This is a genomic window from Bradyrhizobium sp. dw_411, assembly GCF_018449695.1.
GTDB lineage: Bacteria > Pseudomonadota > Alphaproteobacteria > Rhizobiales > Xanthobacteraceae > Bradyrhizobium.
The window spans coordinates 106,480-132,629 of record NZ_JAAVUY010000010.1; the positions used below are offsets into that span (position 1 = coordinate 106,480).

A 26,150-nucleotide genomic window follows, 5' to 3' on the forward strand; every position below is an offset into this window, starting at 1 on the left:
GTTCGATGGGCATGATCCCGAAAGTGGTTACCGGTTTTCGGATCAGATCATGCCCAAAAATAAACTCTAGTCCCGCAGCAGTTCGTTGATGCTGGTCTTGGCGCGGGTGCGCTCGTCGACGCGCTTGACGATCACGGCGCAGGCCGTGGAGGGGCCGGGCTGGCCGTTCTTCAACGGGCGGGCCGGCAAGACGCCAGGCACCACCACGGCATATTCCGGAACTTCGCCGACAAAGGTTTCGCCGGTGTCGCGATCGACGATTTTGGTCGAGGCCCCCAAGAACACGCCCATCGCCAGCACCGCGCCCTTGCGCACGATGACGCCCTCGGCGACTTCGGAGCGCGCGCCGATGAAGCAATCATCCTCGATGATCACGGGTCCGGCCTGCAGCGGTTCCAGCACGCCGCCGATGCCGACGCCGCCGGAAATGTGCACGCGCTTGCCGATCTGCGCGCAGGAGCCGACCGTCGACCAGGTGTCGATCATGGTGCTTTCATCGACATAGGCGCCGAGATTGACGAAGGACGGCATCAGCACGACGTTCTTGGCAATAAAGGCCGAGCGGCGCACGATGGCGCCCGGGACCGCGCGAAAACCTGCGTCGCGGAAACGATTTTCGCCCCAGCCCTCGAACTTCGACGGCACCTTGTCCCACCACGAGGCCTTGCCGGGACCGCCGGCAATCGAGGTCATATCGTTGAGGCGGAACGACAGCAGCACGGCTTTCTTCAGCCACTGATTGACCTGCCACTTGCCGCTGGCCTCGCGCTCGGCCACGCGCGCCTCGCCCTTGTCGAGCAGGTCGAGCGCGTGATCCACGGCGTCACGGACTTCACCCTTGGTCGCGGCCGAGATGCCATCGCGGGCGTCGAATGCGGCGTTGACGGTGGATTCGAGGGAAGCGAGAGACATCGAGGTTTTCCTTGAGCGGTATTGTTGGTTGGTCGAAGGGCTTTTTCGGGATTTGGGGAGGGAGAGTCAACTGCTCCGGCGCCCGATTCCGGTGTCATCACCCGCGAAAGCGGGTGATCCAGTATTCCGCGGCAGCGCGGCTTATTTCAGGGGCCGCGGCGTACTGGATGCCCCGCCTTCGCGGGGCATGACAGCGGGGAGATGAGGGCTAAGTCAGCCCCTGCAGAAACCCGGTCAGATCATCCGTGACATGATCGACATGGTCGGCGCCGCGGCCTTCCAGTTCCCAGTCTTCGCGCACGACTTCCCTCGTGCCGTCGGGCACCACCAGCACGGTGGTCATCCCGAGTTCATGCGGCACCACGAGGTTGCGCGCGAGATCCTCGAACATCGCCGAGGTCGCCGGATCGACGCGGTGATCCCTGAGGAACTTCTGGTAGGTCTGCGGCGCCGGCTTCGGCTCGAGTTCGGCCGCGATGATGTCGAACACCGCTTCGAACTGCCCGGCGATGCCAAGCCGGTCCAGCACCTTGTCGACATGATCGACCGAGCCGTTGGTCAGGATCAGCTTGCGGCCGGGGAGTCTGGCGATCGCCGCACCCATCGCCGGATTGGGCTCGAGCGGCGAATGATCGATCTGGTGCACATAAGCGAGATAATCATCGGCGCGCACGCCATGTTCGGTCATCATGCCGCGCATGCTGGTGCCGTAGCGGCGGTAATAGTCTTTCTGGATCACGCGGGCCTGTTCCGCGGAAATTTTCAGATGGGCGCTGATGAATTCGCCGATCCGCGCGTCGACCTGCTGCCACAGATTGACGTGATGCGGGTACAGCGTGTTGTCGAGATCGAACACCCATGTGTCGATGTGAGTGAAGGCGCGGGGGTTCTTTTGCAATGTCGTCACAGCTCTCTCAACTCGTCGTCCCGGCCTTGCGCCGGGACCCATAACCACAGTCGTTCGTAATTGGGCGAAAATCGTCAAACAGCGTGTATAAAATGAGAGGCCGCGGCGTATGAGTCCCGGCCTTCGCCGGGACGACGAGCGAAATATCCATCACGGCAACGCGAACCGCAAAGTTTTTCCGCCGCCGGACATATCAACCGCGGCAAAGCCGATCGGGGCGAGGCCGCGGGTGCCGCAGTCGCCTTGTTCGCTGATTTCGAATTTGTTCTCGCGGGTGCAAAGCTGCGTCGTGCCGCCCCAGTTCAGCGGCCGGTCCTTGATTCGGATGGTGCGGTTTTCGGCATCGACGGCTTCAGCGAAACTGAAAATCTGTTTGGGCTGGCCGGTCACATCCGGGTGCAGGCATTTGCCGGGCTCGATGCGATACCAGCCGCGGCTGGTCACCGCCTTGCCGTCGTCGGTGGCGACGGCGGCCATGATCTTGTGCGGGGTGTCGTTGCACCAGGTGAGCCCGGTAGCCGAGGGCGACTGCACCGCGTCGATCATTGCCGTGAAAAAATTCGGCGCCTGCACGATGTCAGGCGTCAGCCCGCGATTTCTGAGGAAGGCCGCGAGGGCCGCCTGCGTCTTCGGACCATCCACGCCATCGATCGGCGCCGCGTCGTAGCCGGCGATTACGAGCAGCCGCTGAATGCCGGCCAGCCTCGCCTGCTCGTCATCATATTCGCTGTCCTCGGCGAGATAGGCCACCAGATTGCCGTCGTCGGTCGGTGTCGGCGTGATCTGGGTAAAAGGCGCCGGGGTCTGTCCGGGGCGGCATTGGCGGGCTGCCGCGATCACGAAATTCTCCGGCGCGATGCACAGCGTGTCGCCGCCGTTCTGCGGGATCGGCGAGGAACCATAAACACTGAGCGCGCGGGCGTTCAGCAAAATACGATCCGCGGTCAGCGTGCCCTGCGCCACCACGCGGCAGCCGGCCGGATCGATGCGAAACCAGCCGCGCGTTGCGGTGGCAGCCTTGTCGTCGATGCCGATCGCGGCCTCGACCACATAGCTCATGCGGTTGCAGAGTTTTAAGTCGGCATGGGCAGGCACGGCGCTCGCGAGCAAAGCGATGGCCGGAATGAATCCGGCCATCAAGGCTCTGAGTTGCGTAGCCGCTGTCATCATCACTTGTGTATCAGCGTGCCCGTGCCCTGATTGGTGAACAGTTCGAGCAAGACCGCGTGCGGCGTCTTGCCGTCGATGATGACGACGCCCTGAACGCCCTGCTCGAGCGAGTAGATGCAGGTTTCGACCTTGGGGATCATGCCGCCGGAAATGGTGCCGTCGGCGATCAGCTTGCGCGCGTCCTTGATCGACAGTTCCGGAATCAGCTTCTTCGACTTGTCGAGCACGCCGGGAACGTCGGTCAGGAGCAGCAGCCGCTTGGCCTTCAGCGCGCCCGCGACCGCGCCGGCAAAGGTGTCGGCGTTGACGTTGAAGGTCTGTCCCGTGCGCGACGTTGCCAGCGGCGCCAGCACCGGAATCAGCTCATAGCCGATCAACTGGTTCAGCAGCGTCAGGTCGACCTTCTCGGGTTCGCCGACAAAGCCGAGATCGACCACCTTTTCGATATGCGAATCCGGATCGACCATGGTGCGCGTCGCCTTTGACGCCGTGACCATGTTGCCGTCCTTGCCGCACAGGCCGACCGCCTTGCCGCCGGCTTCGTTGATGTAGCCGACCAGTTGCTTGTTGATCGAACCGGCCAGCACCATTTCAACGATCTCGATGGTCGCTGCATCGGTGATGCGCAGGCCGGCCGCGAATTCCGACTGGATGCCGAGTCGCTTCAGCATGGTCGCAATCTGCGGCCCGCCGCCATGCACCACGACCGGATTGATGGCGGTCTGCTCCAGCAGAACGATGTCGCGTGCGAACGCCTTGGCGAGATCTTCGGCGCCCATGGCGTGGCCGCCATATTTTATGACGATGGTTTCCTCGTCATATTGCTGCATATGCGGCAGCGCCTCGGACAGGATGCGAGCCTGATCGAGCGGACTGATGTATGGCGCGTCGGTCATGAAGCGGGTCTCGTGGTCATCGGGATGGGGCGGGTTCTAGCTGATTGGCGGGCAGCGCGCAAAGCTTCGCTTTTTCTTCCCCTCGCCCTTGTGGGAGAGGGTGGCTTCGCGAAGCGAAGACGGGTGAGGGGTTCTTTCGGCGGATAGAGACCCCTCATCCGGCGCGCGACGCGCGCCACCTTCTCCCACAAGGGGAGAAGGGAAGGAAGCTCATCCGCGCTTCGGCCAAGCCGCCGCGACCGCAAGCAGCAGCCAGCTCACGATCAGCAGTGTGCCGCCTGTTGGCGCGGCCATCGGGAACAGGCTGTGGCCGGCATATTGGCGCATCGTCAGGTCGCCGGAGAACAAAGCTGCGGCGATCACAAAACCGAAACCGGCTGCGATCCCGATTTTGAAATGAATGATTCCGCGCTCGGCCAGCGCCGCAACCGCGGGTATGGCAGTGGCATGAAAAAGCAGCATCGATGACGCCGGCATCAGCCGCGTCGCGTCGCCCTGATGCGCGGCGGCGGCGGCCAGGATGACGCCGTCAGCGCCCATGATCCCGGCCAGGATGACCAGAATGCGAAACAGGGATGATCCCGTCATCAGCTGCGCTCCTCGAGCAGGCGCACCATCGCGGCGCGCAGTTCCGCCATCCCGGCGCCGGTACGCGAGGAAGTCACCAGCACCTCAGGAAAAGCGGCCGGATGTTTGGCCAATGCGGCCAGCGTGGCCTCGGTGCAGGCTTCAAGCGCGGCGGGCTTCACCTGGTCGGCCTTGGTGAGGACGACCTGATAGCTGACGGCCGACTTGTCGAGCGTGTTGAGCACGTCGAGATCGACGTCCTTGATACCGTGCCGGGCATCGATCAGCACATAGACCCGCGCCAGGCTGCTGCGGCCCTGCAGGAATTTGTGAATCAGCGCGGTCCAGGATGCGACCTTGGCCTTCGGCGCGGAGGCGTAGCCGTAACCGGGCATGTCGACCAGCCGGAAGCCCGCCTTGTCGGGGCCTTCGAAGAAGATCAGTTCCTGGGTGCGTCCCGGCGTATGCGAGGTGCGCGCCAGTGCGTTGCGGCCGGTCAGCGCGTTGATGAGGCTTGATTTGCCGACATTGGAACGGCCGGCAAACGCGACCTCCATCCCGGCCATCGGCGGCAGCGTTTCGATCGAGGGCGATGCCCATATAAATTGCCAGTCGCCGGCGAACAGCTTTCGTCCCTGTTCGATCAGCTTCGCATCGGTGTCGGCGGTCATGCGAAGGGCTCTCTATCACCGTCATGGCCGGGCTTGTCCCGGCCTAACCCGTCATTGCGAGCGAAGCGAAGCAATCCATGCTGCCACAAAGAAAGAATGGATTGCTTCGTCGCTTCGCTCCTCGCAATGACGAGGAGAAATCTGCCCGTAGCTCATCCTTCGAGGCGCGTTCCTCAGGATGAGGGTTGGTGTCACGTCTTCGACTCGGCCTTCTTCGAGGCAAAGGTGGTCTTGAGATTGTCGAACAGTTCGACCTTCACGCCGTTACGATGCATGATGAAGCCCTGCTGCAGCACCGAAAGCAGGTTGTTCCACGCCCAGTAGATCACCAGACCCGCCGGGAAGCCCGCGAGCATGAAGGTGAAGATCACCGGCATCCAGCTGAAGATCATCTTCTGGGTCGGATCCGGCGGGGTCGGGTTGAGCTTGAACTGGAACCACATCGTGATGCCCATGATGATCGGCCACACCCCGAGCGCGAGGTAGTGTCCGAACAGCGGCAGTTGCGTGGGATCGAAGGAGAACAGCCCGAACAGGTTGAACAGATTGGTCGGATCCGGCGACGACAGATCCTTGATCCAGCCATAGAACGGCGCGTGGCGCATTTCGATGGTGACGAACAGCACCTTGTAGAGCGAGAAGAACACCGGAATCTGCAAGGCGACGGGAAGACAACCGGCGATCGGGTTGATCTTCTCCTTCTTGTAGATCTCCATCATCTCCTGCTGCTGCTTCATCTTGTCGTCGGGATAGCGCTCCTTCAGCGCGGCCAGTTGCGGCTGCACCGATTTCATCTTGGCCATCGACGCGTAGGATTTGTTGGCGAGCGGGAAGAACAACAGCTTCACCAGCACCGTCACCAGCAGGATGGCGATGCCGAAATTGCCGACCAGATGATAGAAGAAGTCCAGCGCCAGGAACATCGGCTTGGTGATGAAGTAGAACCAGCCCCAGTCGATCAACAGGTCGAAATGGTTGAGATCAAGCTGCCGGTTGTAGCCGCCGAGACCGCCGATCGGAAAATTGATGCCGACGACACTGGCTTCCTTGGCGCCGGCGAACAGCCGCGCATTGGCGCTGCCGGTGCCGCCGATCGCGATGGTCTGCGCGTCCTGCAGATAGTCGGTCTGGTAGGTCCGTACGGTGCCGACGAGATTCGACGACATCCGCGCCTGCAACTGTGCGGTGGTGTCGGGCAATAGCGCCGACGCCCAGTATTTGTCGGTGATGCCGAGCCAGCCATTGGTGACCTTGAAGCTGACATTCTTGGCGTCGTCGATCTTCTTGTAGGGATATTCCTGCAGGCCCTGGTCGCCGAGATAGCCGATCAGGCCTTCGTGCAGGATGTAATAGCCTGAGACCTTCGGGGTGCCGTGCCGCGAGATCAGCGCGAACGGATAGAGCGTGACCGGCGCATTGCCGACATTGGTGACGTCGTCGCGAATGGTGAAGAGATAACGATCGTCGATCGCGATGGTGCGGCGGAACGTCAGGCCGTCGCCATTGTCGTATTTCAGCGTGACCGGGCTATTCGGCGCGAGGCTATTGGTGCCTTCCTGCTGCCATAGCGTATTCTGGTCGGGCGCCTTGACCCCCGAGTTGTTGGTCGCGACCCAGCCGAATTCAGCATAATAAGGCTCCGCGGTGCCTGAGGGCGAATACAGGATGATCGCGGGCGACGCCGGATCGACGGTTTCGCGGAACTGCACCAGCGAGAGATCGTCGATGCGCCCGCCCTTCAGCGAAATGCTGCCGGTGAGGCGCGGGGTCTCGATCTTGACGCGCGGACTGGCGGCAATGGCGGCATCGCGGCTGACGATCGCGGTCGAGGCGGGTTGATTGGCCGCCGGTGCGTTGGCCGAGGGGGCCGGTGCGGTGCCATTTTGCGGCGTGGCCGTGGCGCCGGCATCGGGCGTCGGCTTGATCAACTCGCTCTGCGCCTGCTGCAAGGCGCGCTGCTTTTCCATCTGCGGGACGTTGTAGAAATATTGCCAGCCGAGCAGCACGAGGCCGGACAGAATGACGGCGAGGATGGTGTTGCGATTGTCGGTCATCGTTCAGGTCTCGTCATTCATTCGGGGGCGCGGACGGCGTCACGCGCTTTCAAAGGCTGCCGTTCGAGGCGATGGAGCGCCGAGCGGAGATCGTCGAGCATGGTCGAAAAGTCGCGGTTCAGGGCCGCACGACGGCCGACTAGCACATAATCGCTGTGCGGTCGCATGGATACGGCGTCGATCCGCTTCACCAGTTCGCGAAGCCTGCGCCGGATGCGGTTCCGCTCGGTCGCGGTGCCGTGCTTTTTGGTAACGGTAAACCCTACCCGGATCGGACCATCATCGTCGCGACGACGGCTTTGCACCACGAAGGCGGCAGCATTGATCCGTGCGCCATCGGCAACAGCGAGGAAGTCCGCCCGCTGCCTTAGCCGATCCATGATGAGATCTCTCCGGGAGGCCCGGTTCAGGCGCTCAGACGCTTGCGGCCCCGCGCGCGGCGCGCAGCCAGAACCTTGCGGCCACCGGTCGTGGCGAGACGGGCACGGAAGCCGTGACGGCGCTTGCGCACCAGTTTGCTGGGTTGATAAGTCCGCTTCACGGGTCGTTCTCCGCTGACAATTTGTTGCCGGTCAAACTGACAACTTGCCTGATATTGAGGTAAGTCCGCCGATGCTGGCAGGCCCAAATCAGGGCCGTTTCCGGCCCAAATCGAGCCGCCCCGGTCAACCGGGTCATCGCGGACAGTTGGCGCGGCTTATACGGGAGCGACCTGTTTTCGTCAACGCTGCCGCGCCCTCTAATCAGGGTCCTTTGAAACGGCGCAATTGGGACGAATAAATCAATAATCGCGGTGTTTAGGTTCGAGGATCATGGCACGCCATCCATGCCGGTTTTTTGCCGGTTTGGGGTGATTTTGGCGAATTCGAGCAATTCTCGGGTTCCCGCGTGTCAATCCCGGAAAATGGCAGCCTATCCATTATAAACTGTCATTTGACCGGGTGCAGTGCACAACGCATTGTCGAAAGGCACGATTCCCAAGGTAGTTATGGTGTCAGTAACCGACGAACAGCCGACCATGGAAAGGCCGCGGCCAAGGCTGTCGCGCCGGCTTGGCTTGTCCGGCAAGCTGTTGCTGCTGACCATTCCGCTGGTCATGATCGCGGAAATCCTGATTTACGTGCCAGCGATCGCAAACTTCCGCATGAACCGGCTCAACGATCGGCTGGCGGCGGCCAATACCGCCGCGCTTGTGCTGGATGCCGCGCCCTCCGGGTTGGTGCCGGAATCGCTGGCGCGGCAGATACTCCACAGCATCGGCGCGCGGGCGGTGGCCATCAAGATGGGCCAGCAGCGCCGGCTTCTCGCCAGCACCGATCTGCCGCAAGGCATCGCCCATGATGTCGACATGCGCTCGCTGACGGTATGGTCGGCGATCATCGATTCCTTTGAGATCATGCTGGAAAGCGGCAATCAGGCGATCCGCGTCATCGGGCCGACGCCGGGCGGCGGGCAGTTCATCGAGGTCGTGATCGACGAGGCGCCGTTGCGTCTGGCGATGTACCGGTTTTCCAGCAATCTTCTGGTGGTGTCGCTGATCATCGCGATTCTCACCGCTGCGCTGGTGTATCTTGCGCTGCATTTCCTGTTCGTGCGCCCGATGCGGAGGCTGACGGCGAGTCTGGTCGATTTTCACGAAAATCCGGAAAGCTCGGCGCGGATCATCGTGCCGTCGCATCGCGGCGACGAGATCGGCGTCGCCGAACGCGAATTGTCCGACATGCAGCGCGACCTGGTGTCGATGCTGCATCAGAAGAGCCGGCTTGCGGCCCTGGGGTTGGCGGTATCGAAGATCAACCATGATCTGCGCAATCTCTTGGCGTCCTCGCAATTGCTGTCGGACCAGCTTTCCAGCGTGCCCGATCCGCGGGTGCAGCGCTTTGCGCCGAAGCTGATGCGCTCGCTCGAGCGCGCCATCGCGTTCTGCCAGTCGACCTTGTCCTATGGCCGCGCGCAGGAAGCTTCGCCGGATCGCCGGATGATGCTGATCGAGCCGGTGGTGACCGAGGTGCGCGAATCCGCGGGCCTCGCTGCCGATGCGTCGATCACCTGGATCAGCGCGATCGAACGCGGACTGACCATCGACGCCGATCCGGATCAATTGTTTCGCGTGCTGCTCAATCTGGTGCGCAACGCGGCGCAGGCGCTGGAAGGCCGCACCCGCAGCGATGCGGCGACCATGCAGATCCGCATCACCGGCCGCCGCGAGGGCGCGGTCGCGATCGTCGAGGTGTCCGACACCGGTCCCGGCGTGCCGACACGGGCCCGCGACCACCTGTTCGAGGCATTCCAGACCTCGGGCCGGCCTGGCGGCAGCGGGCTCGGGCTGGCGATCGCGGCCGAACTGGTCCGCGCCCATGGCGGCGATATCCATCTGGTCGAAGGCACCATCGGCGCCACCTTCCGGATCGTGATACCGGACCGCCCGGTGGAATTGCTCAGCATCCGCAACGAGCGGGCACGGGCGTAAAACCCGGTCTCCCACCCAAACTGCTTTAAATTGCCCTCTCAATCCTGCGGTCGGGGACCTTGCCAAGCCGGGCTGGAGCCGGTAGCTATGGCGCGCTTTCGCGACCTTTCGAAATGTGTCCCGATCGCATGCGGCATCGGCGGGCCCTGCGCCCCAAAATGCCAGCGAAAAACGCGCCCGTAGCTCAGCTGGATAGAGCACCAGACTACGAATCTGGGGGTCAGGAGTTCGAATCTCTTCGGGCGCGCCATTTATCAATTGTTTCAGCGGGTTAAACATTTTCGCCGTTACCGAATTGTTACCGTAAGCGGATGTTGTTTCGATTACCCCAAGGTCAACCGAAATAGCGCGCATCTCGCGCTCATGCACAGCTTTCGCTAGAGGCATGCATTCGAGCCGCCTTCGATTGTCTGGCTGCGAGCCGGAGAGAAGGCAGCAGATGTACGTCGCAAACCTGCGACAGTAACCGTAAGAATCGAGCGGCCGCATCGATTGGTCTCAGTTAATTGCCTGACGGGCGTGTCCAAGATTATCGTCCAATTATCTCGTCAAAAAGTCCCAGCACGCAACCATCAATTGTCTTCCGTGCGTGAGGAGCGGCGACATGGAGGTGTTCCTGAAAGGGTTGGCTCGCCTGCGGCGCACCAGCAATGGCATGAAGCAAGCAGCAAAAGATTGCGAAGGAGCATTAAAGCCGAAGCCATTGGTTCAAAAGTTCGCATACATCTGCACCGAAGATCTCAAGGACATCTTTTCCGATCTCAGCCGTACGACCGACAGGACCGTCCTCATGGTCCGCGCGCAAAACGGCGACTCGGCCGCCTATCGCTTCCTGCTTGAGGAAATAACTCCATATCTAAGGTCGCTGACGGCGCATTGGTCTAAGGGCGGCTCTGATGGTGAGGATATATTGCAGGAAATATTGCTGACCTTGCACTCGGTCCGGCAGACATACGATCCGTCTCGTTCCTTCGAGCAATGGCTCGTCGGTGTAGCGAGACATCGCGTCGACAATTGATCGCACCAAAACGGACGCCGAAGACTTATAGCAGCTGCTCGCTCTCTCATTCGCAAGGCAGGCTTCTATAGGTGGTCGAGAGTTCGATTGTTTCGTTAGAGCCTGTAACTTGCCGTCTCCCAGAGTCCCGACGCCCGCAACTTGTTGCTTCTTACTGTCGAAAGAGGCCGGCAGCCGCCAAATGCCCACGATCCTCCATGCAACATCAACACTTGCGCAGACTTATGGCGGCGACGGTGAGGCCACGGCGATAACGTCGTAGACGGTGTATGGCGCGGGCGCTGAGTAGTTTCCGATCCTACCTCGCAGTATCATTGGGATGTAGTGTCAATTCGTCGGTCGCTGACGCTCCACAAGCAACCATTAAGCACCAGCAACGCGGTATTCGACGGGGTTATCTCACGGGCATGGAGCCTGAGCATCTGGGCCAAACCGGCGATAAACGTTTAGCAAACTTCAGCTTAGAGGACGGATATCGTGACTTATAAGACATTGATGGTCCATTTGGAACCCGGTCGTACGAACGCTGGCCTACTGAAGATCGCAGGTGACCTCGCAGAACGCTTCGATGCCCGAGTGATCGGTATCGCGGCATGCAGACCCATGCAGTTCGACTATAGTGAGGGCTACGTTCCGGCAGACCTGATCGAGCAAGACCGAAACCTATTGGAAAAAGAGATCAAGGTAGCCGAAGCGGAATTCCGAAAGGTGCTGCAGGCTCGTATAAAAAATATCGAATGGCGATCGGCGGTAACGTTTGGTGCGCTCACAGAATACATCGCGCGCGAGGCGCGCAGTGCTGACCTTGTCGTTACCGGTCCTGGTTTCGGCGCCAGATTGGACGCAGCGCGGTTCGTGAATATCGGTGATCTTGTGATGCAGGTGGGTCGACCTGTTCTCGTCGTTCCCGAAGCTGCAGACGAATTGAAGCTGGAACGGGTTGTTATTGGGTGGAAGGACACGCGCGAGACGCGACGGGCGCTCTTCGATGCATTGCCGTTGCTGAAAAGGGCAGCTCACGTAGCGGTCGTTGAGATTTGCGCTGAAGAGGACATAGCTGCGGCACGTACGCGCGTCGAGGATGTCGTCGGCTGGCTCAAATGGCATGGCGTCGTTGCCGATTCTCATGCTTCGCCATCAACCGGTGACGATGCAAGTCTGCTGCATGCCATCGCTCAGGAACAGGGGGCCAATATGGTCGTTGCCGGCGCTTATGGGCATAGCCGCGTGCGTGAATGGGTGCTCGGCGGTATGACCCGCGATCTTCTCTTGAGCGGGAAGAATTTTTCGCTGCTGTCTCATTGATCAAGGGAATGCATAAGTACGTCAATAGCCACAAGTTGGCGGCCAACGATCTGACCTTCATCAAAGTTTACTGTCTGAGTAGTTTCCGAACCTAGCGGCGAGATGCCGGAGGTTCATTGTCTGTTGGGGAAACGCTGCGCGGCGTCATCGTTGCATTGAAACAGCATAAACTCCGAAACGAAAAATCGACGAATTGCAGTTGCAACGATGTCGAAGACCGTTTCTTCGGCCAATTCAGACAACCGCCTCACATTGATGCATGGGGAGCCGCGGTCGATACAGGTACTAAAAGAGCCTGCGTTTCAAAGACCGGAGACCAAATGGACGAAGAGATCAGTTCAGCCTCGAGAGTGTCTGAAGGAGCCAATCCTCCGCCGACGAAGAAGCATGATCTCGTTCCGATTACTCAGGGCCGCGATCTGCAGACCGTGCCTTCAGCAGGCAAACGGGTCAGCCGGCACTGGCTTAAAGTTGCGCTGCCTCTGGCGGTCGTGATCGGTGGCGCTGGCGGCGGAGCTTATTGGTGGTTGCACTCGCAGCCTCAATTGCCGCCAGGAATTGCCTTCGGTAACGGCCGGATCGAGGCGCAAGAGATCGATATCGACACCAAGTTCGCCGGGCGCATTTCCGAGATTCTCGCCGACGCCGGCGATATGGTCAAAACAGGCCAGGTCGTGGCGCGGATGGACACCAAGGATCTCTCGGCATCGCTCAAGAAGTCCCAGGCCGCGGTCTCGCAGGCCAAGAAGGCGATCGACGAGGCCGAGGCGAATGTCGTTCAGCAAACCAGCCTGCTTTTATTGGCCCAACAGGAGTTTGATCGGGCCAGTGCCCTTGTGCAAAAGGGTGCGCAGACGCAGGAAGTTGTAGACCAACGGCAGGAGACGCTGAACGCTACCAATGCGGCGTTAAAGGCCGCAAAGGATAGGGCGGCAGAATCCAAGCACGCGATGGAAGCCAGCACGCATGACGTCGAACTCAACGAGGTCAACATTGCCGACAATACGCTGATCGCTCCGACGGATGGGCGCATTCAGTATCGCATCGCCAATATAGGTGAAGTGCTGCCTTCCGGCGGCAAGGTCTTCACCATGCTCGATATCAGTTATGTCTACATGGACGTCTATTTGCCGACGGATACCGCCGGCAAGGTCAAGATCGGATCTGACGCCCGCATCGTGCTCGATGCCATTCCCAAGCTTGCCATACCGGCAAAAGTGTCGTTCGTCGCCACCCAGGCGCAGTTCACACCGAAGACGGTAGAGACACAAAGCGAACGCGATATCCTGATGTTTCGCATCCGGGCGAAAATCGATCCCGAGCGTCTGCGCGTCCACGCCGACAAGGTGAGAAGCGGGCTGCCTGGCGAGACGTATTTGCTGCTTGATTCCGCGACGGCGTGGCCGGCGCGGTTGCAAGGAAGCGCCACTCCATGACCGCTCGCGAAAGCTCGGTCGCCCACATCGAGAATGTCACGCAGCGATATGGCAAGATGGTCGCCCTCGACGACGTGACGATCGATCTGCCGGCCGGCTGCATGGTCGGATTGATTGGGCCCGACGGTGTCGGAAAATCGTCGCTGCTGAGCATAATCGCGGGAGCGCGGCAAATCCAGTCCGGACGGGTCATCGTTCTTGACAACGATATGGCGGACCCGCGGCATCGGGCGGAAATCTGCCCGCGCATTGCCTATATGCCGCAGGGATTGGGCAAAAATCTTTACGCAGACCTCAGCGTCAGGGAGAACATCGAGTTCTTCGGCCGCTTGTTTGGACAATCCCGCGCCAAGCGCGACGCGATGATCTCCGAACTCCTATGGAGCACCGGCCTTGCGCCGTTTTCCGACAGGATGGCGAAGAAATTGTCCGGCGGCATGCGTCAGAAGCTGGGACTTTGCTGCTGTCTGATCCACGACCCCGATGTGCTGATCCTTGACGAGCCGACCACTGGCGTCGACCCGCTGTCGCGCCGCAGGTTCTGGGAACTGATCGACCAGATTCGCGCGCGCCGCAATGGCATGAGCGTACTGGTTGCGACCGCCTATATGGACGAAGCAGAGGAGTTCAACTGGCTTGTGGCCATGAACGCCGGAAAGGTCCTTGGCACGGGGACCCCAACCGACCTGAAAACCCAGACCAGCGCCTCATCCCTGGAGGACGCCTTCATCGCGTTGCTTCCGGAACAGGCGCGACGTGGTCACAAGGCATTACAAATCCCGCCGCGTCGCATCATCAGTGCCGACCCCGTCATCGTTGCGCGCGATCTGACCTGCCGTTTCGGCGAGTTCACCGCGGTCGACAAGGTCAATTTCACGATCGAGCGAGGCGAGATATTCGGATTTGTCGGTTCAAATGGCTGCGGCAAGTCGACCACCATGAAAATGTTGACCGGCTTGCTGCCTCCCAGCGAAGGCGAGGCATTGCTGTTCAGCAAGCCGCTTGACTCCTCGGACATGAGTTCGCGTTACCGGGTCGGCTACATGTCGCAGTCGTTCTCGCTCTACACCGAACTTACCGTGCAGCAGAATCTCGAGCTTCATGCCCACCTGTTCCATATACCAGCTCAAAGGGCCAAAGCCCGGATCGCTGAGTTGGTTGATAGTTTTGGCTTAAAGGAATATTTCGATCAGCGGACCCTCGATCTGCCGCTGGGGATTCGACAGCGGGTATCCTTGGCTGTCGCTATCGTCCACGAGCCCGAGATTCTGATTCTCGACGAGCCGACTTCGGGAGTCGATCCACTGGCGCGAGACCGGTTTTGGGAAATCCTGATCAATCTGTCACGCAACCAGGAAGTAACTATTTTCATTTCCACGCACTTCATGAACGAGGCGGAGCGCTGCGACCGGATCTCGCTGATGGATTCCGGGCATGTCCTGGCCACGGATACCCCGGCGGGCCTGGTCAAGGCCCGCGGCGTCGCGACGCTCGAAGACGCGTTCATAAGCTATCTCGAGGACGCGACCCGGCAACGCGCCACCGCACCCGCTCCAGCATCGCCGAACAAGGCTGACGAGACGGCGTCCCCAACGCCTCAGCACCCGTTATTCAGCCTGCAGCGCCTGCTCGCCTATACAATCCGTGAAGCCCTCGAATTGTTGCGTGACCCGATACGTCTCGGCTTCAGCCTGTTCGGAACTACCCTGCTGATGCTGGTGTTCGGCTTCGGGGTCTCGACCGATGTCAACAATCTTTCCTTCGCGGTGTTGGATCAGGATCAGACTCCCGAGAGCCGCGCTTATCTCGAGGAGCTTAGAGGCTCCGCTTACTTCATCGAAAAGCCGGTGATCGCCAACGAAGCGGAACTCCTCAGCCGCCTCAAGAGCGGAGATATCAAGGCGGCGATTGAAATTCCTCCGAACTTCGGTCTCGACATCAAACGCGGACGTCCTGCTTGGGTGAGTGCGCTCGTCGACGGCGCCATGCCGTTTCGCGCGGAGACCATCCGCGGCTACCTCCAGGGCATGCACCAACTATACCTCGCGGACCCCACCATCTATACGACGGCGCTTGCCGCACCGCCTCCCTCCAACATCGAAGTAAGGTTCAAATACAATCAGGATTTCGACAGCATCTACGCCATGGTTCCTTCGAACATCGCGTTGCTGCTCGGCCTGTTTCCGGCAATTCTGATGGCGCTTGCCATCGTCCGGGAAAAAGAACTCGGATCGATCACAAATCTTTACGTGACGCCGGTCACCCGGATCGAATTTCTGCTGGGCAAGCAGTTGCCCTATGTCGCCGTCGCGATGGCGAACTTTTCATTGATGTTGCTGATGGCGTTGTTCGTTTTTCACGTTCCTCTGAAGGGAAGTTTCCCGATTCTTCTGGTCGGAGTCCTGATCTACGTCACCGCGATGACGGCATATGGCATGCTGATATCCATATTCACCAGCACGCAGATCGCGGCTCTGTTCGGAACCGCCATTCTGACGGTTCTGCCGGCGACGCAATTCGCGGGCATGATGACGCCGGTATCCTCACTCGCCCCGGGAGCACAGATCATGGGGCGCGCATTCCCGATGACCTACTTCGTCCCGATCAGCGTGGGCGCATTCACCAAAGGTCTCGGATTCGCCGATCTGTGGACCGACCTCGTGGCTTTGGCCGTGTTCGTGCCCGTGCTGGCGCTGCTCAGCGTGCTCATGTTGCGAAAACAGGAGCGCTAGGCCGGTGCGCAAGGCTGAAAACATATTCTGGCTCGGAATCAAGGAGCTGCGGAGTTTCCTGCACGATTTCGTACTTTTGGGATTTGTGGTCTATGCGTTTTCGTTGGCGGTCGTCATGCAGGCGCGGAGCAATTCCCAGGAGCTGCATAACGCCTCGATCGCATTCGTCGACGAGGACAATTCTGAACTCTCGCGCCGCATAGCCCATGCATTCCTGCCGCCTTACTTTCAATTGCCACAGCAAATCGTCGAGAAGGATGTCGTTTCCCTGATGAACAAGGGAAAGTATACCTTCGTCATCGATATTCCTCCCGACTTCGAACAATATGTGCTTGCGAGGCGCCATCCGGCGATCCAGATCGATGTCGATGCGACCGCAATGGTGCAGGCCGGCCTCGGATCCGGCTACGCTCAGCAGATCATCACCACCGAAGTAGCGGACTTTCTCTCGCATTCGGAGGGCGTAAAGTTATCGTCCGTCAACCTCGACGTTCGGATCGCGTTCAATCCGAACGTCACAACGGCGTGGTTCACGACCGTGATGGGGATCATCAACAATGTAACCATGCTGGCCATTATTCTCGCCGGAGCCGCGATCATCCGGGAGCGCGAACATGGCACCATGGATCACCTCCTGGTCATGCCGTTGGCGCCGTTCGAGATCGCGATGTCCAAGGTCTGGGCCAATGGATTGGTGATTACGGTTGCTGTTGGATTGTCGCTCTACCTCGTTATCCGTTGGATGCTGGCGATACCGATCGCGGGCTCAATCCCGCTTTTCATGGTCGGCGTCGTGATCTATCTGTTTTTCGCCACCGCGATCGGCATTTTTCTGGGAACTTTGGCGCGGTCGATGCCGCAGTTGGGATTGCTGTTCATGCTGGTTTACCTGCCGATGAATATGCTTTCCGGCAGCAATACGCCCCTGGAAAGCATGCCGTCGTGGCTGGCGACCGTGATGGAAGCATCGCCGTCGACCCATTTCGTGTTGTTTGCACAGTCGATCCTTTACCGCGGCGCGGGTCTCGACGTGGTCTGGCCGCAATTCCTGGCGGTCGCCGGGGTCGGAGGGTTGTTTTTTGGCTTCGCTATTTTGCGTTTTCGTTCGGTTGCCGCGCAATCGACCTGATCCATATCAATGTCGCGCAGCGTCCGGGAGCTAAGTAGTTTCCGAACCTATCTGCGCCGTATCGGCAGGGCGTATCGTCCTATCTCGTTGCTGCAATTGCCGAACGGACAGCCATTGAGCCGCGCTGATGCTTCCGCACGGCGTGAGAGGAATTCTACGGATATCTCGCAAAAGGAGGTGTCCAGGTTGTTGATCGGGCCCGTAAAGTTTGCCGGACACGAGCAAGACCGGCTCACCCGATCTCACGAGCAACATTCAGAAGGACGTCATGCCCCAAACGCCTTTGCCGGTCCCTGAACGGTTGATTTCGAGAAGTCCTGATTTGCCGGAGACCGGGAAACAGACCATCAGCATGCCGGAAAAGCTCGATCGGATGCTGCACGTCTGGCAGAGCCGATACACCGGCGGGCGTTCGCCCAGCACGGTCGGGCTTGCTTTACTTGATTGGGCCGTCCACGCAACCAACTCGCCATTTCAGACCGCGGCGCTGGCAGGCACTGCATTCGAGCAGTGGTCGCGGCTGGCGCGCACGGCGATGGGAGCTGAAGCGGCGATCATGCCGAAGCCGGATGATCGTCGGTTCGTGGCGCCGGCGTGGCAGCATTATCCCTATAATTTTCTGACACAGGCGGTGCTGCTCGGCGAGGAATGGTGGGACAGCGTCGTGCAAAGTCCGAGCGGCGTTGGCCGGCCTAATACACGCATCGTCGCTTTCAACGTGCGGCAATGGCTCGATCTCATGTCTCCGTCCAATGTTCCCTGGCTTAATCCCGAGGTGATGGAAGTCACCCGCGCCACAGGCGGCGCCAATTTCACAGCCGGAATGCAGAACTTGCTGCACGATCAGGCCGTGGCAAACGGCAGCGCGCCCGCTGACCGTTTCATCGTCGGGAAGGACCTTGCGGCCACGCCCGGCAAAGTCGTCTTCCGCAATGCATTGATCGAATTGATTCAATATGCGCCAACGACGGCCACGGTAGGCGCCGAGCCTGTATTGATCGTGCCCGCCTGGATCATGAAATATTATATCCTGGACCTGTCGCCGGGCAATTCGCTGATCCGCTGGCTGGTCGCGCAGGGGCGCACGGTGTTCGCGATCTCCTGGCGCAATCCGTCCGCCGACATGCGCGATACGTCGCTGGATGATTATCGTACGCTGGGCGTCATGGCCGCACTCGATGCGGTACAGGCGGTCTGCGGCCATGCGAAGATCCACGCCACCGGCTATTGTCTCGGCGGCACGTTGCTGAGCATCGCGGCCGCCACGATGGCGCGCGACAACGATGCCCGGCTCGCGAGCCTGTCGCTGTTCGCCGCCCAGACCGACTTCACCGAGGCTGGTGAATTGCAGCTATTCATCACCGAAGATCAGCTCGATTTTCTCAACGACATTATGCAATCCCAGGGATTTCTGGACAGCGCTCAAATGGGTGGCGCATTCCAGATGGTGCAATCAAACGATCTCATCTGGTCACATGCGATCCGCGGCTATTTGCTAGGTGAGCGCGATGTGCCGAACGACATGATGTCCTGGAATGCCGATGGCACCCGTCTGCCGGCGCGTATGCACATCGAATATCTGAAAAGCCTGTTTCTTGACAATGATCTGGCGGAGGGTCGTTTCCAGGTTGCGGGGCGTCCGCTCGCGCTGGGCGATATCAAGCTGCCGATGTTCGTCGTGGGTACCGAGCGCGACCATATCGCGCCCTGGCATTCGGTGTTCAAGCTGCACCTGCTGAACGATGGCGAACTCACTTTCGTGCTGACTTCTGGAGGCCATAACGCCGGTATCGTCAGCGAACCCGGTCATCCGCACCGCCATTTCCGCATTCGCGTTCGCGATTCAGGCGCCCGTACCCTTGGGCCGGAGGAATGGCAACGCGAGACGGCTCCGCAGGACGGATCGTGGTGGCTGGAATGGAGCGCATGGCTCGATCGGCATTCGAGCAACCAAGTCGGTCCACCGCCGATGGGAGCACCTGGCTCCGTGCCTCTCTGCGAAGCCCCCGGCACTTACGTACGCGAAAGATAAAATCGATGCAGGACGGAACCGTGGACGATTTCTTTATCGAGAACCGCACCTTCGACGAAATGATCGTCGGTGAGACGGCCAGCCTGTCGCACACCGTCACTCAGCGCGACATCGACCTGTTCGCGGTCGCGACTGGAGACGTGAACCCGGCACACGTCGATCCGGTTTATGCTGAAACGGATATGTTTCACCACATCATCATCCATGGGATGTGGGGGGCCGGCCTGATTTCTGCTGTGCTCGGCACCAGGCTGCCAGGACCGGGAACGATTTATCTCGGCCAGGAGTTGCGCTTTCTCCATCCCGTGAGCATCGGCGACACCATGACGGCGAAGGTGACCGTGCGCGAGAAGAAGCCGGCAAAGAGCGACGTCACGTTCGACTGCGTTTGTACCAACCAGCGCGGCGAGACGGTGATCACAGGTACCGCCTATACACGCGCGCCGACCGTAAAGGTCCGCCGCCCGCGGGTTTCGCTGCCCTATGTGCGCGTCGGCCGTCACGATGGTATGCGTGCCATTCTCGATCGCGCCGCCAGTGGCACGCCAGTAAAGACGGCGGTGGTGTATCCGGTCGATGCCGCGTCACTGCAGGCGGCCGTAGACGCGGCAGCGGCGGGGCTGATCGTGCCGGTCCTGATCGGGCCGGCGGCACGCATCCAGGCGGTAGCCCAATCGATCAAGGCGGACATTTCTACGCTCCGCCTGATCGGTGCAGCGGACGGCTGTGCCGCCGCGGAGCAGGCGGTCGCGCTTGCGCGCAAGGGAGAAGTCGCGCTGCTGATGAAGGGCGACCTGCATACGGAAGAACTCATGCACGCCGTTGTCGCTCCCGAGACCGGGCTGCGCACCGCTCGTCGGATAAGTCACGTCTATTTGATGGACGTGCCGGATTATTCCCGTCTCTTGCTGATAACGGACGCCGCCATCAATATCGCGCCGACATTGCAGGAAAAGGTCAGCATCGTCCAAAATGCGATCGACTTGGCTCACATGCTGGGCATCGTGCAACCGTGCGTGGCTATTCTTGCCGCGGTGGAAACCGTTAGCAGCAAGATGCGCTCCACCATCGACGCCGCGGCGCTGTGTAAGATGGCCGACCGCGGCCAGATCACGGGTGGCTTACTGGACGGCCCGCTTGCATTCGACAATGCGATCAACGTCGCTGCCGCCACGGAGAAGGGCATTGTCTCTCCAGTCGCCGGTCGCGCGGATATTCTGGTGGTTCCAGATTTGGAAGCCGGCAACATGCTCGCAAAGCAGCTCTCCTTCCTCGCCGGTGCCGAGGCCGCCGGAATCGTGTTGGGTGCCCGGGTACCCATCATCCTGACCAGCCGCGCCGACAGCGCGGGCGCCCGCTTAGCGTCCTGCGCACTGGCAGTCTTGATGGCCCGGAGCGTCGTGGCGGTTTCAGCATGACCGGATCTATTCTCACCATTAACGGCGGCTCATCCAGCTTGAAGTTCGCGTTGTTCGACAACACCGCCGAACTGACAGCCACGGTACGTGGCGAGATCGAGAACCTCGACGCGGCACCCCATTTGCTTGCCCGCGATGCCGCCGGCGCTGTCATCGCAGAGCACCGCTGGTCGGCAGGCACCGGGCATCCGTTTGCCGTCGCCCTTGATAGCCTGTTGAGCTTTACCGACAGCCATCTCGGTCGCGATGGGCTGGTGGCCGTCGGTCACCGCGTCGTGCATGGCGGGGCCGATCATATTGCGCCCGAAATGATCACCCCCGCGCTTGTGGCGCTGCTGGAGACGCTGACGCCGCTCGACCCGTTGCATATGCCGGACAACCTTGCCCCGATGCGTGCGGTTACCGCTGCCCGGCCGCGGCTCGCTCAGGTCGCATGTTTCGATACCGCCTTCCACCATACCATGCCGCCGGTGGCCGCACGGTTCGCGCTGCCACGCGCCCTGGAGGCAAAAGGCGTGCGCCGTTATGGATTCCACGGCCTGTCCTACGAGTACATTTCATCCTGTCTGAAGAAACAGTCGCCCGCTTTGGCGCACGGACGAGTGATCGCGGCGCATCTCGGTTCCGGCGCCAGCTTGTGCGCAATGAACGAGGGCAGCAGCATCGCCACGACCACCGGCTTCAGCGCGCTGGACGGATTGGTCATGGCGACGCGCTGCGGCAGCCTGGATCCCGGTGTGATCCTCTATCTTGGTCAGCAGGGATACAGCTTCGCAGATGTCGAAGACTTGCTGTATCGGCGCTCCGGTCTTTTGGGCGTGTCGGGCATCAGCGGTGATGTCCGAGTCCTGCTCGCCAGCGACGATCCGCATGCGCGCGACGCCATCGAACTGTTCACCTACCGTATCGCGCTTGAGGCAGGCGCGATGATCAGCGCGCTGGGCGGCCTCGACGGACTGGTCTTCACGGCCGGCATCGGTGAGCACGCCCCCCAGATTCGCGCTGCGGTATGCGCCCGCCTGAGTTGGCTCGGTCTGCGCATTGACGATGCCGCCAACGCCGCGAATGCGGATCGCATCGGCACGCCGGACAGCAAGGTCGAAGTCCATGTCATCGCCACGGACGAGGAACTCATGATCGCGCGCCACACGCAGGCAACGATCAATGGAGCCATTGCTTAACGGGATTTAACGCCATGAAGCCCTCTATAACGACCAGCCTGCAAGGTAAGCGCGGCCTCATCATCGGCATCGCGAACGACGCCAGCATTGCCGCCGGTTGTGCGCGTGCCTTCGTTGCTGCCGGTGCCGAACTCGCTGCAACCTATTTGAACGACAAGGCGCGGCCGTATGTTAGCGCTGTCACCGAGCCCCTTGGCTGCAAGCTGCTGCTGCCCTGCGATGTGCGCATCCCCGGTCAATTGGAGGCCGCCTTCGATCGAATCCGGACTGAGTGGGGTCAGTTGGACTTTCTGCTGCATGCGATCGCTTTCGCGCCCGCCGACGATCTGCACGGCCGGGTGGTAGACTGCAGTGCGGCGGGATTTGCCATGGCGATGGATGTGTCGTGCCACTCATTTCTGAGCATGGCACGGCTGGCTGAACCCTTGATGAAAGCCGGCGGTTGTCTGCTGACTGTGACCTTTTACGGCTCGGAGCGGGTGGTTGCGCATTACAACCTGATGGGTCCGGTGAAGGCGGCGCTGGAAAGCGCGGTCCGCTATACCGCGGCCGAACTGGGTCCCAAGGGAATCCGCGCGCACGCGATCTCGCCCGGGCCGATCCGTACCCGAGCCGCCAGCGGAATCGAGCGATTCGATGAACTGCTCGATGCCACAGCGGCCACTGCGCCGGAGCATCATTTGGTCGATATCGACGATGTCGGTGCGCTCGCTGCGTTCCTCGTCAGCGACGGGGCGCGCCACATCACCGGCACCATCATCCCCGTCGATGGCGGGCAGCATTTAGTCGCATGAAACCGGACCTCAAAGTGTTTGCAGGCGATTCAAGCGCGCAACCGGCCGGCGACGTCCATGCCGCCATGAATATCGCTGCGCCGATCGGGCAAGCCGCCAATCCGGTCGTGTCTGTCGGTGTCGTCGTATCGGTTCGAGGGGCCGTCGTTGACGTCAGATTCGTGGATAAATTACTTCCGCCGATCAACACCGCTCTGGTTGTCGAATGGGATCGAACCGAACCGCTAGTCCTCGAAGTCCACAGCCATGTCGATCCCGTAACCGTCCGTGGTATTGCGCTCCAGGCAACCGGAGGACTTGCCCGCGGCACGCAGGTGCAAGCGACAATGGCACCCATATCCGTTCCGGTCGGGGAGGGGGTTCTTGGCCGTCTCCTTGACGTTGTCGGCACCATCCGGGATCGCGGGCCTGCGTTGCCATCCGATACCCCGCGGCGCGGCATCCACAACTCGCCGCCTGCACTCGAAGACGAGACCTCGGCGACAGAAGTGTTCGAAACCGGCATCAAGGTTATCGACCTTCTCGCGCCGCTCGCTCAGGGCGGCAAAGCGGCGATGTTTGGCGGCGCCGGCGTCGGCAAGACCGTGCTGGTCATGGAGTTGATCCATGCCATGGTTGAAAAATACAAAGGCATCTCGGTCTTTGCCGGCGTAGGGGAGCGCTCCCGCGAAGGTCATGAACTTCTGACGGATATGCAGGGTTCGGGCGTGCTCGCGCGTACCGTGCTCGTGTACGGCCAAATGAACGAGCCGCCCGGCGCCCGCTGGCGGGTGCCGCTCACCGCGCTGACAATCGCCGAATACTTCCGGGACCAGAAGCATCAGAACGTGTTGTTGCTGATGGACAACGTGTTCCGCTTTGTTCAGGCCGGGAGCGAGCTTTCGAGCCTGCTCGGTCGCTTGCCGTCTCGCGTCGGCTATCAGCCGACGCTTGCGACCGAAGTCGCCTTGCTGCAGGAGCGCATCGCATCGGTGGCCGGCGCCGCTGTTACGGCCATCCAGGCCGTTTACGTCCCTGCCGATGACTTTACCGATCCGGCGGTGACGGCGATCTCAAGTCACATGGACAGCATCATCATGCTGTCGCGGACGCTGGCGGCCAGCGGTTTCTACCCGGCGATCGACCCGCTCGCCTCATCGTCGGTTCTGCTTGATCCGCTGGTGGTAGGCGAGGAGCACTATCGGATCGCCGAGCGCGCCCGTGAGGCGCTCGCGCGTTTCAAGGATTTGCAGGACATCATCGCGCTCCTCGGCGTGGAAGAGCTTGGCGCGAGTGACCGGCTGATCGTCAAGCGGGCACGTCGGCTCCAGCGTTTCCTCAGTCAGCCCTTCGTCGTGACGGAAGCCTTCACCGGCACGCCCGGACGCAGCGTCAGTCGCGCCGACACGCTCGCCGGCTGCAAAGCCATTCTCGACGGTGCGGCGGACGAATGGGCGGAAAGTTCGCTCTACATGATCGGAAACCTGGACGAGGCGCGCCAGAAGGAGGCTGCGGCCATCAAGAAGGAACCATCCTCATGAGATTGCGGATTACCACGCCGCTCTCGGTGGTCGTCGATGAAGACGGTATCCTTGCGTTGCGTGCTGAAGATGCCACCGGCAGCTTCGGGATATTGCCTCGGCACGCGGACTTCCTCACCAGCCTGGCTGTCTCCATCGTAAGCTGGCGGAGCGGAAATGAGACGCAGCATTACTGTGCGGTGCGCGGCGGCGTCCTCTCCGTTGATGCTGGGCGGAATATCGCCATTGCCACGCGCGAGGCTGTTACGGGCGACGACCTCGCGGCCCTTGATCAAACGATCCTCGGTCGTTTTCGCGTCGATATCGAGGCGGAGCGGACCGAGCGTGTCGAGAGCACCCGCCTTCAACTCAACGCCATTCGTCAGATCGTCAGCCATCTCGGATCGGGCACGCGGGCCGGCGGAGGTAGTTTCGCATGACCGCACCGGACGAACGCGATCCACTGGTAAAGGCAGCCCGGCAGCGCGGCGAACGTCACACACGCTGGCTGCGTGAGGGCGATCCTTCGGTGGCGCGACGCCTCGCCCAGATCGGCGTGCTCGGTTGGATAATCGTCGTACCGATGCTGATCGGCGTCTTTGCCGGCCGTTGGCTAGACCGAACCTTCAACTCAGGACTTTTCTGCACGGCGCCGCTCCTGATGGTCGGACTGGCACTCGGCTGCTGGTCGGCCTGGAAATGGATGGAGAGCGAATGACATCTCTTGCTTTGAATAACCTGCCGAACTGGGCGACGCTCCTTAGCCTCGTAGCGCACCTCGCCGCCGGGATTGTAGTTGGCGTGCTCTATTTTCGAAGCCTGTGGTGGAACGCGCGCCGCTTTACCACGGGCGGTCGCGTGTCGACGACGATCGCCGTGATGATCGGCCGCTTCGTCATTCTCGGTATGATCCTGACACTGGCGAGTCTGGAAGGTGCACTGCCGCTACTCCTGATGGCGCTGGGCGTCGTCATCGCTCGCCCGGTAGTCATGCGCGGAATTCGGGAGATCACACCATGACATCGCCGCTTGCAAGCGTCGCGCTTTTCCATCTCGGTCCGGTACCGATCACCGCGGGTGTCGTAGCCACCTGGGTCATCATGGCGGTGTTGGTGATCGGCAGCATTCTCATTAGTCGTCACCTGTCACTGGTACCGTCGAAGACCCAGGCGTTCTTTGAGCTGATCGTCGATACCGTGGACGGGCAGATTCGCGATACCATGCGGCTGGAGCCGGCTCCCTATCGCGCCTTCGTCGGCACATTGTTCATCTTTATTTTTGTCGCCAACTGGTCTTCGCTTATTCCAGGTGTCGAGCCGCCGACGGCCCATATCGAAACCGACGCCGCGCTGGCGCTTCTGGTCTTTATAGCTGTGGTCTGGTTCGGCATTCGTGCAAGCGGAATTCGCGGTTATCTGTCCACGTTTGCCTCGCCAAACCCGATCATGATTCCGCTTAATTTCATCGAAAGCCTGACGCGCACATTCTCGCTGCTGGTCCGTCTGTTCGGCAACGTGATGAGCGGCGTCTTTGTGATCGGGATCGTTCTATCGCTTGCGGGCCTTTTGGTGCCGATCCCGCTGATGGCGCTCGATCTGCTCACCGGGGCGGTGCAGGCCTACATCTTCGCGATCCTCGCGATGGTGTTCATTGCCGGTGCAATCGGTGAAGCAAAACCTATCCCGAATACCCCCAGCCAAAGGATGCCCCCATGAACTGGTTAGCTTTCGCCAGCATTATATCAGCCGCTATTGCGGTTTCGTTCGGTGCGATCGGTCCGGCGCTTGGCGAAGGGCGCGCGGTGGCCGCGGCCATGGACGCCATCGCCCGCCAGCCGGAATCCGCGAATGTCATCTCGCGCACGCTCTTCGTCGGTCTCGCCATGATCGAGACCATGGCCATCTATTGCCTGGTGATCGCGTTGCTGTTGCTGTTCGCCAACCCGCTGTTGAAATAACG

25 protein-coding genes and 1 tRNA gene are annotated in these 26,150 nt (G+C 60.7%); 17 read left to right on the forward strand and 9 right to left on the reverse strand.

All coding sequences use genetic code 11. From position 1 onward, the window contains the following. Positions 1 to 66: 66 nt before the first annotated feature. The 9 genes from dapD to rpmH all read right to left on the reverse strand — a co-directional run bounded on the left by dapD (position 67) and on the right by rpmH (position 7,718). Positions 67 to 912 (reverse strand): 2,3,4,5-tetrahydropyridine-2,6-dicarboxylate N-succinyltransferase, encoded by an 846-nt coding sequence (gene dapD / locus HB676_RS18540; protein WP_213739318.1) that lies wholly within the window; start codon positions 910 to 912, stop codon positions 67 to 69. A 208-nt stretch (positions 913 to 1,120) separates the two neighbouring features. Beyond that, positions 1,121 to 1,810: a pyrimidine 5'-nucleotidase gene (locus HB676_RS18545; RefSeq protein WP_213739557.1), complete on the reverse strand. Its 690-nt coding sequence runs from the start codon at positions 1,808 to 1,810 to the stop codon at positions 1,121 to 1,123. A gap of 159 nt (positions 1,811 to 1,969) precedes the next feature. Then, complete coding sequence (locus tag HB676_RS18550; RefSeq protein WP_213739319.1) at positions 1,970 to 2,956, reverse strand: DUF1036 domain-containing protein; 987 nt, start codon at positions 2,954 to 2,956, stop codon at positions 1,970 to 1,972. 32 nt (positions 2,957 to 2,988) lie between these two features. Further along, positions 2,989 to 3,885 (reverse strand): acetylglutamate kinase, encoded by an 897-nt coding sequence (gene argB / locus HB676_RS18555; protein ID WP_213739321.1) that lies wholly within the window; start codon positions 3,883 to 3,885, stop codon positions 2,989 to 2,991. 210 nt (positions 3,886 to 4,095) lie between these two features. Beyond that, the gene (locus HB676_RS18560) at positions 4,096 to 4,473 is read right to left on the reverse strand and encodes a DUF423 domain-containing protein (RefSeq protein WP_213739323.1); all 378 of its coding nucleotides are present in this window, start codon (positions 4,471 to 4,473) and stop codon (positions 4,096 to 4,098) included. After that, positions 4,473 to 5,123: a ribosome biogenesis GTP-binding protein YihA/YsxC gene (gene yihA / locus HB676_RS18565; RefSeq protein WP_213739324.1), complete on the reverse strand. Its 651-nt coding sequence runs from the start codon at positions 5,121 to 5,123 to the stop codon at positions 4,473 to 4,475. The genes HB676_RS18560 and yihA overlap by 1 nt, the downstream gene beginning before the upstream one ends. 191 nt (positions 5,124 to 5,314) lie before the next feature. After that, positions 5,315 to 7,177: a membrane protein insertase YidC gene (yidC, locus tag HB676_RS18570; RefSeq protein WP_213739325.1), complete on the reverse strand. Its 1,863-nt coding sequence runs from the start codon at positions 7,175 to 7,177 to the stop codon at positions 5,315 to 5,317. A 17-nt stretch (positions 7,178 to 7,194) separates the two neighbouring features. Next, positions 7,195 to 7,557 carry a ribonuclease P protein component gene (gene rnpA, locus HB676_RS18575; RefSeq protein ID WP_213739326.1) on the reverse strand — a complete coding sequence of 121 codons (363 nt, stop codon included), beginning with the start codon at positions 7,555 to 7,557 and terminating at the stop codon, positions 7,195 to 7,197. 26 nt (positions 7,558 to 7,583) lie between these two features. Further along, positions 7,584 to 7,718, reverse strand: coding sequence for a 50S ribosomal protein L34 (gene rpmH, locus HB676_RS18580; RefSeq protein ID WP_006609582.1), 135 nt, complete (start codon positions 7,716 to 7,718; stop codon positions 7,584 to 7,586). 477 nt (positions 7,719 to 8,195) lie between these two features. On the opposite strand from rpmH, the gene HB676_RS18585 reads away from it, so the two are divergent. The 17 genes from HB676_RS18585 to HB676_RS18665 all read left to right on the forward strand — a co-directional run bounded on the left by HB676_RS18585 (position 8,196) and on the right by HB676_RS18665 (position 26,148). Further along, the gene (locus tag HB676_RS18585; RefSeq protein ID WP_249780341.1) at positions 8,196 to 9,647 is read left to right on the forward strand and encodes a HAMP domain-containing sensor histidine kinase; all 1,452 of its coding nucleotides are present in this window, start codon (positions 8,196 to 8,198) and stop codon (positions 9,645 to 9,647) included. Between the two features lie 173 nt (positions 9,648 to 9,820). Further along, a tRNA-Arg gene (locus HB676_RS18590) sits at positions 9,821 to 9,897 on the forward strand. 354 nt (positions 9,898 to 10,251) lie between these two features. Continuing rightward, a complete protein-coding gene (locus HB676_RS18595; protein ID WP_249780322.1) occupies positions 10,252 to 10,665 on the forward strand; it encodes a sigma factor in 414 nt (137 codons plus the stop codon). Between the two features lie 477 nt (positions 10,666 to 11,142). Next, positions 11,143 to 11,970 (forward strand): universal stress protein, encoded by an 828-nt coding sequence (locus tag HB676_RS18600; RefSeq protein ID WP_213739328.1) that lies wholly within the window; start codon positions 11,143 to 11,145, stop codon positions 11,968 to 11,970. A 320-nt stretch (positions 11,971 to 12,290) separates the two neighbouring features. Next, positions 12,291 to 13,406 (forward strand): efflux RND transporter periplasmic adaptor subunit, encoded by a 1,116-nt coding sequence (locus HB676_RS18605; RefSeq protein ID WP_213739329.1) that lies wholly within the window; start codon positions 12,291 to 12,293, stop codon positions 13,404 to 13,406. Further along, a complete protein-coding gene (gene rbbA, locus HB676_RS18610) occupies positions 13,403 to 16,138 on the forward strand; it encodes a ribosome-associated ATPase/putative transporter RbbA (RefSeq protein WP_213739330.1) in 2,736 nt (911 codons plus the stop codon). Before HB676_RS18605 ends, rbbA begins: the two co-directional genes overlap by 4 nt. A gap of 4 nt (positions 16,139 to 16,142) precedes the next feature. Then, the gene (locus HB676_RS18615) at positions 16,143 to 17,267 is read left to right on the forward strand and encodes an ABC transporter permease (protein WP_213739331.1); all 1,125 of its coding nucleotides are present in this window, start codon (positions 16,143 to 16,145) and stop codon (positions 17,265 to 17,267) included. A gap of 268 nt (positions 17,268 to 17,535) precedes the next feature. Beyond that, a complete protein-coding gene (locus HB676_RS18620; protein WP_213739332.1) occupies positions 17,536 to 19,299 on the forward strand; it encodes an alpha/beta fold hydrolase in 1,764 nt (587 codons plus the stop codon). Between the two features lie 5 nt (positions 19,300 to 19,304). Further along, complete coding sequence (locus tag HB676_RS18625; RefSeq protein ID WP_213739333.1) at positions 19,305 to 20,717, forward strand: bifunctional enoyl-CoA hydratase/phosphate acetyltransferase; 1,413 nt, start codon at positions 19,305 to 19,307, stop codon at positions 20,715 to 20,717. Further along, the gene (locus HB676_RS18630; RefSeq protein ID WP_213739334.1) at positions 20,714 to 21,898 is read left to right on the forward strand and encodes an acetate/propionate family kinase; all 1,185 of its coding nucleotides are present in this window, start codon (positions 20,714 to 20,716) and stop codon (positions 21,896 to 21,898) included. The genes HB676_RS18625 and HB676_RS18630 overlap by 4 nt, the downstream gene beginning before the upstream one ends. Before the next feature lie 14 nt (positions 21,899 to 21,912). Further along, complete coding sequence (fabI, locus tag HB676_RS18635; protein WP_213739335.1) at positions 21,913 to 22,692, forward strand: enoyl-ACP reductase FabI; 780 nt, start codon at positions 21,913 to 21,915, stop codon at positions 22,690 to 22,692. 65 nt (positions 22,693 to 22,757) lie between these two features. Then, positions 22,758 to 24,212, forward strand: coding sequence for a F0F1 ATP synthase subunit beta (gene atpD / locus HB676_RS18640; RefSeq protein WP_213739561.1), 1,455 nt, complete (start codon positions 22,758 to 22,760; stop codon positions 24,210 to 24,212). Further along, entirely contained in the window at positions 24,209 to 24,631 is a 423-nt protein-coding gene (locus HB676_RS18645) for a F0F1 ATP synthase subunit epsilon (RefSeq protein WP_213739336.1), read from the forward strand. The genes atpD and HB676_RS18645 overlap by 4 nt, the downstream gene beginning before the upstream one ends. Further along, positions 24,628 to 24,909: an AtpZ/AtpI family protein gene (locus tag HB676_RS18650; RefSeq protein ID WP_213739337.1), complete on the forward strand. Its 282-nt coding sequence runs from the start codon at positions 24,628 to 24,630 to the stop codon at positions 24,907 to 24,909. Before HB676_RS18645 ends, HB676_RS18650 begins: the two co-directional genes overlap by 4 nt. Beyond that, positions 24,906 to 25,211, forward strand: a complete 306-nt coding sequence (locus HB676_RS18655; RefSeq protein WP_213739338.1) for an ATP synthase subunit I — start codon at positions 24,906 to 24,908, stop codon at positions 25,209 to 25,211. Before HB676_RS18650 ends, HB676_RS18655 begins: the two co-directional genes overlap by 4 nt. Next, positions 25,208 to 25,906, forward strand: a complete 699-nt coding sequence (locus HB676_RS18660; protein WP_213739339.1) for a F0F1 ATP synthase subunit A — start codon at positions 25,208 to 25,210, stop codon at positions 25,904 to 25,906. Before HB676_RS18655 ends, HB676_RS18660 begins: the two co-directional genes overlap by 4 nt. Beyond that, entirely contained in the window at positions 25,903 to 26,148 is a 246-nt protein-coding gene (locus HB676_RS18665; protein WP_213739340.1) for a F0F1 ATP synthase subunit C, read from the forward strand. Before HB676_RS18660 ends, HB676_RS18665 begins: the two co-directional genes overlap by 4 nt. The last annotated feature ends 2 nt before the right edge of the window (positions 26,149 to 26,150 follow it).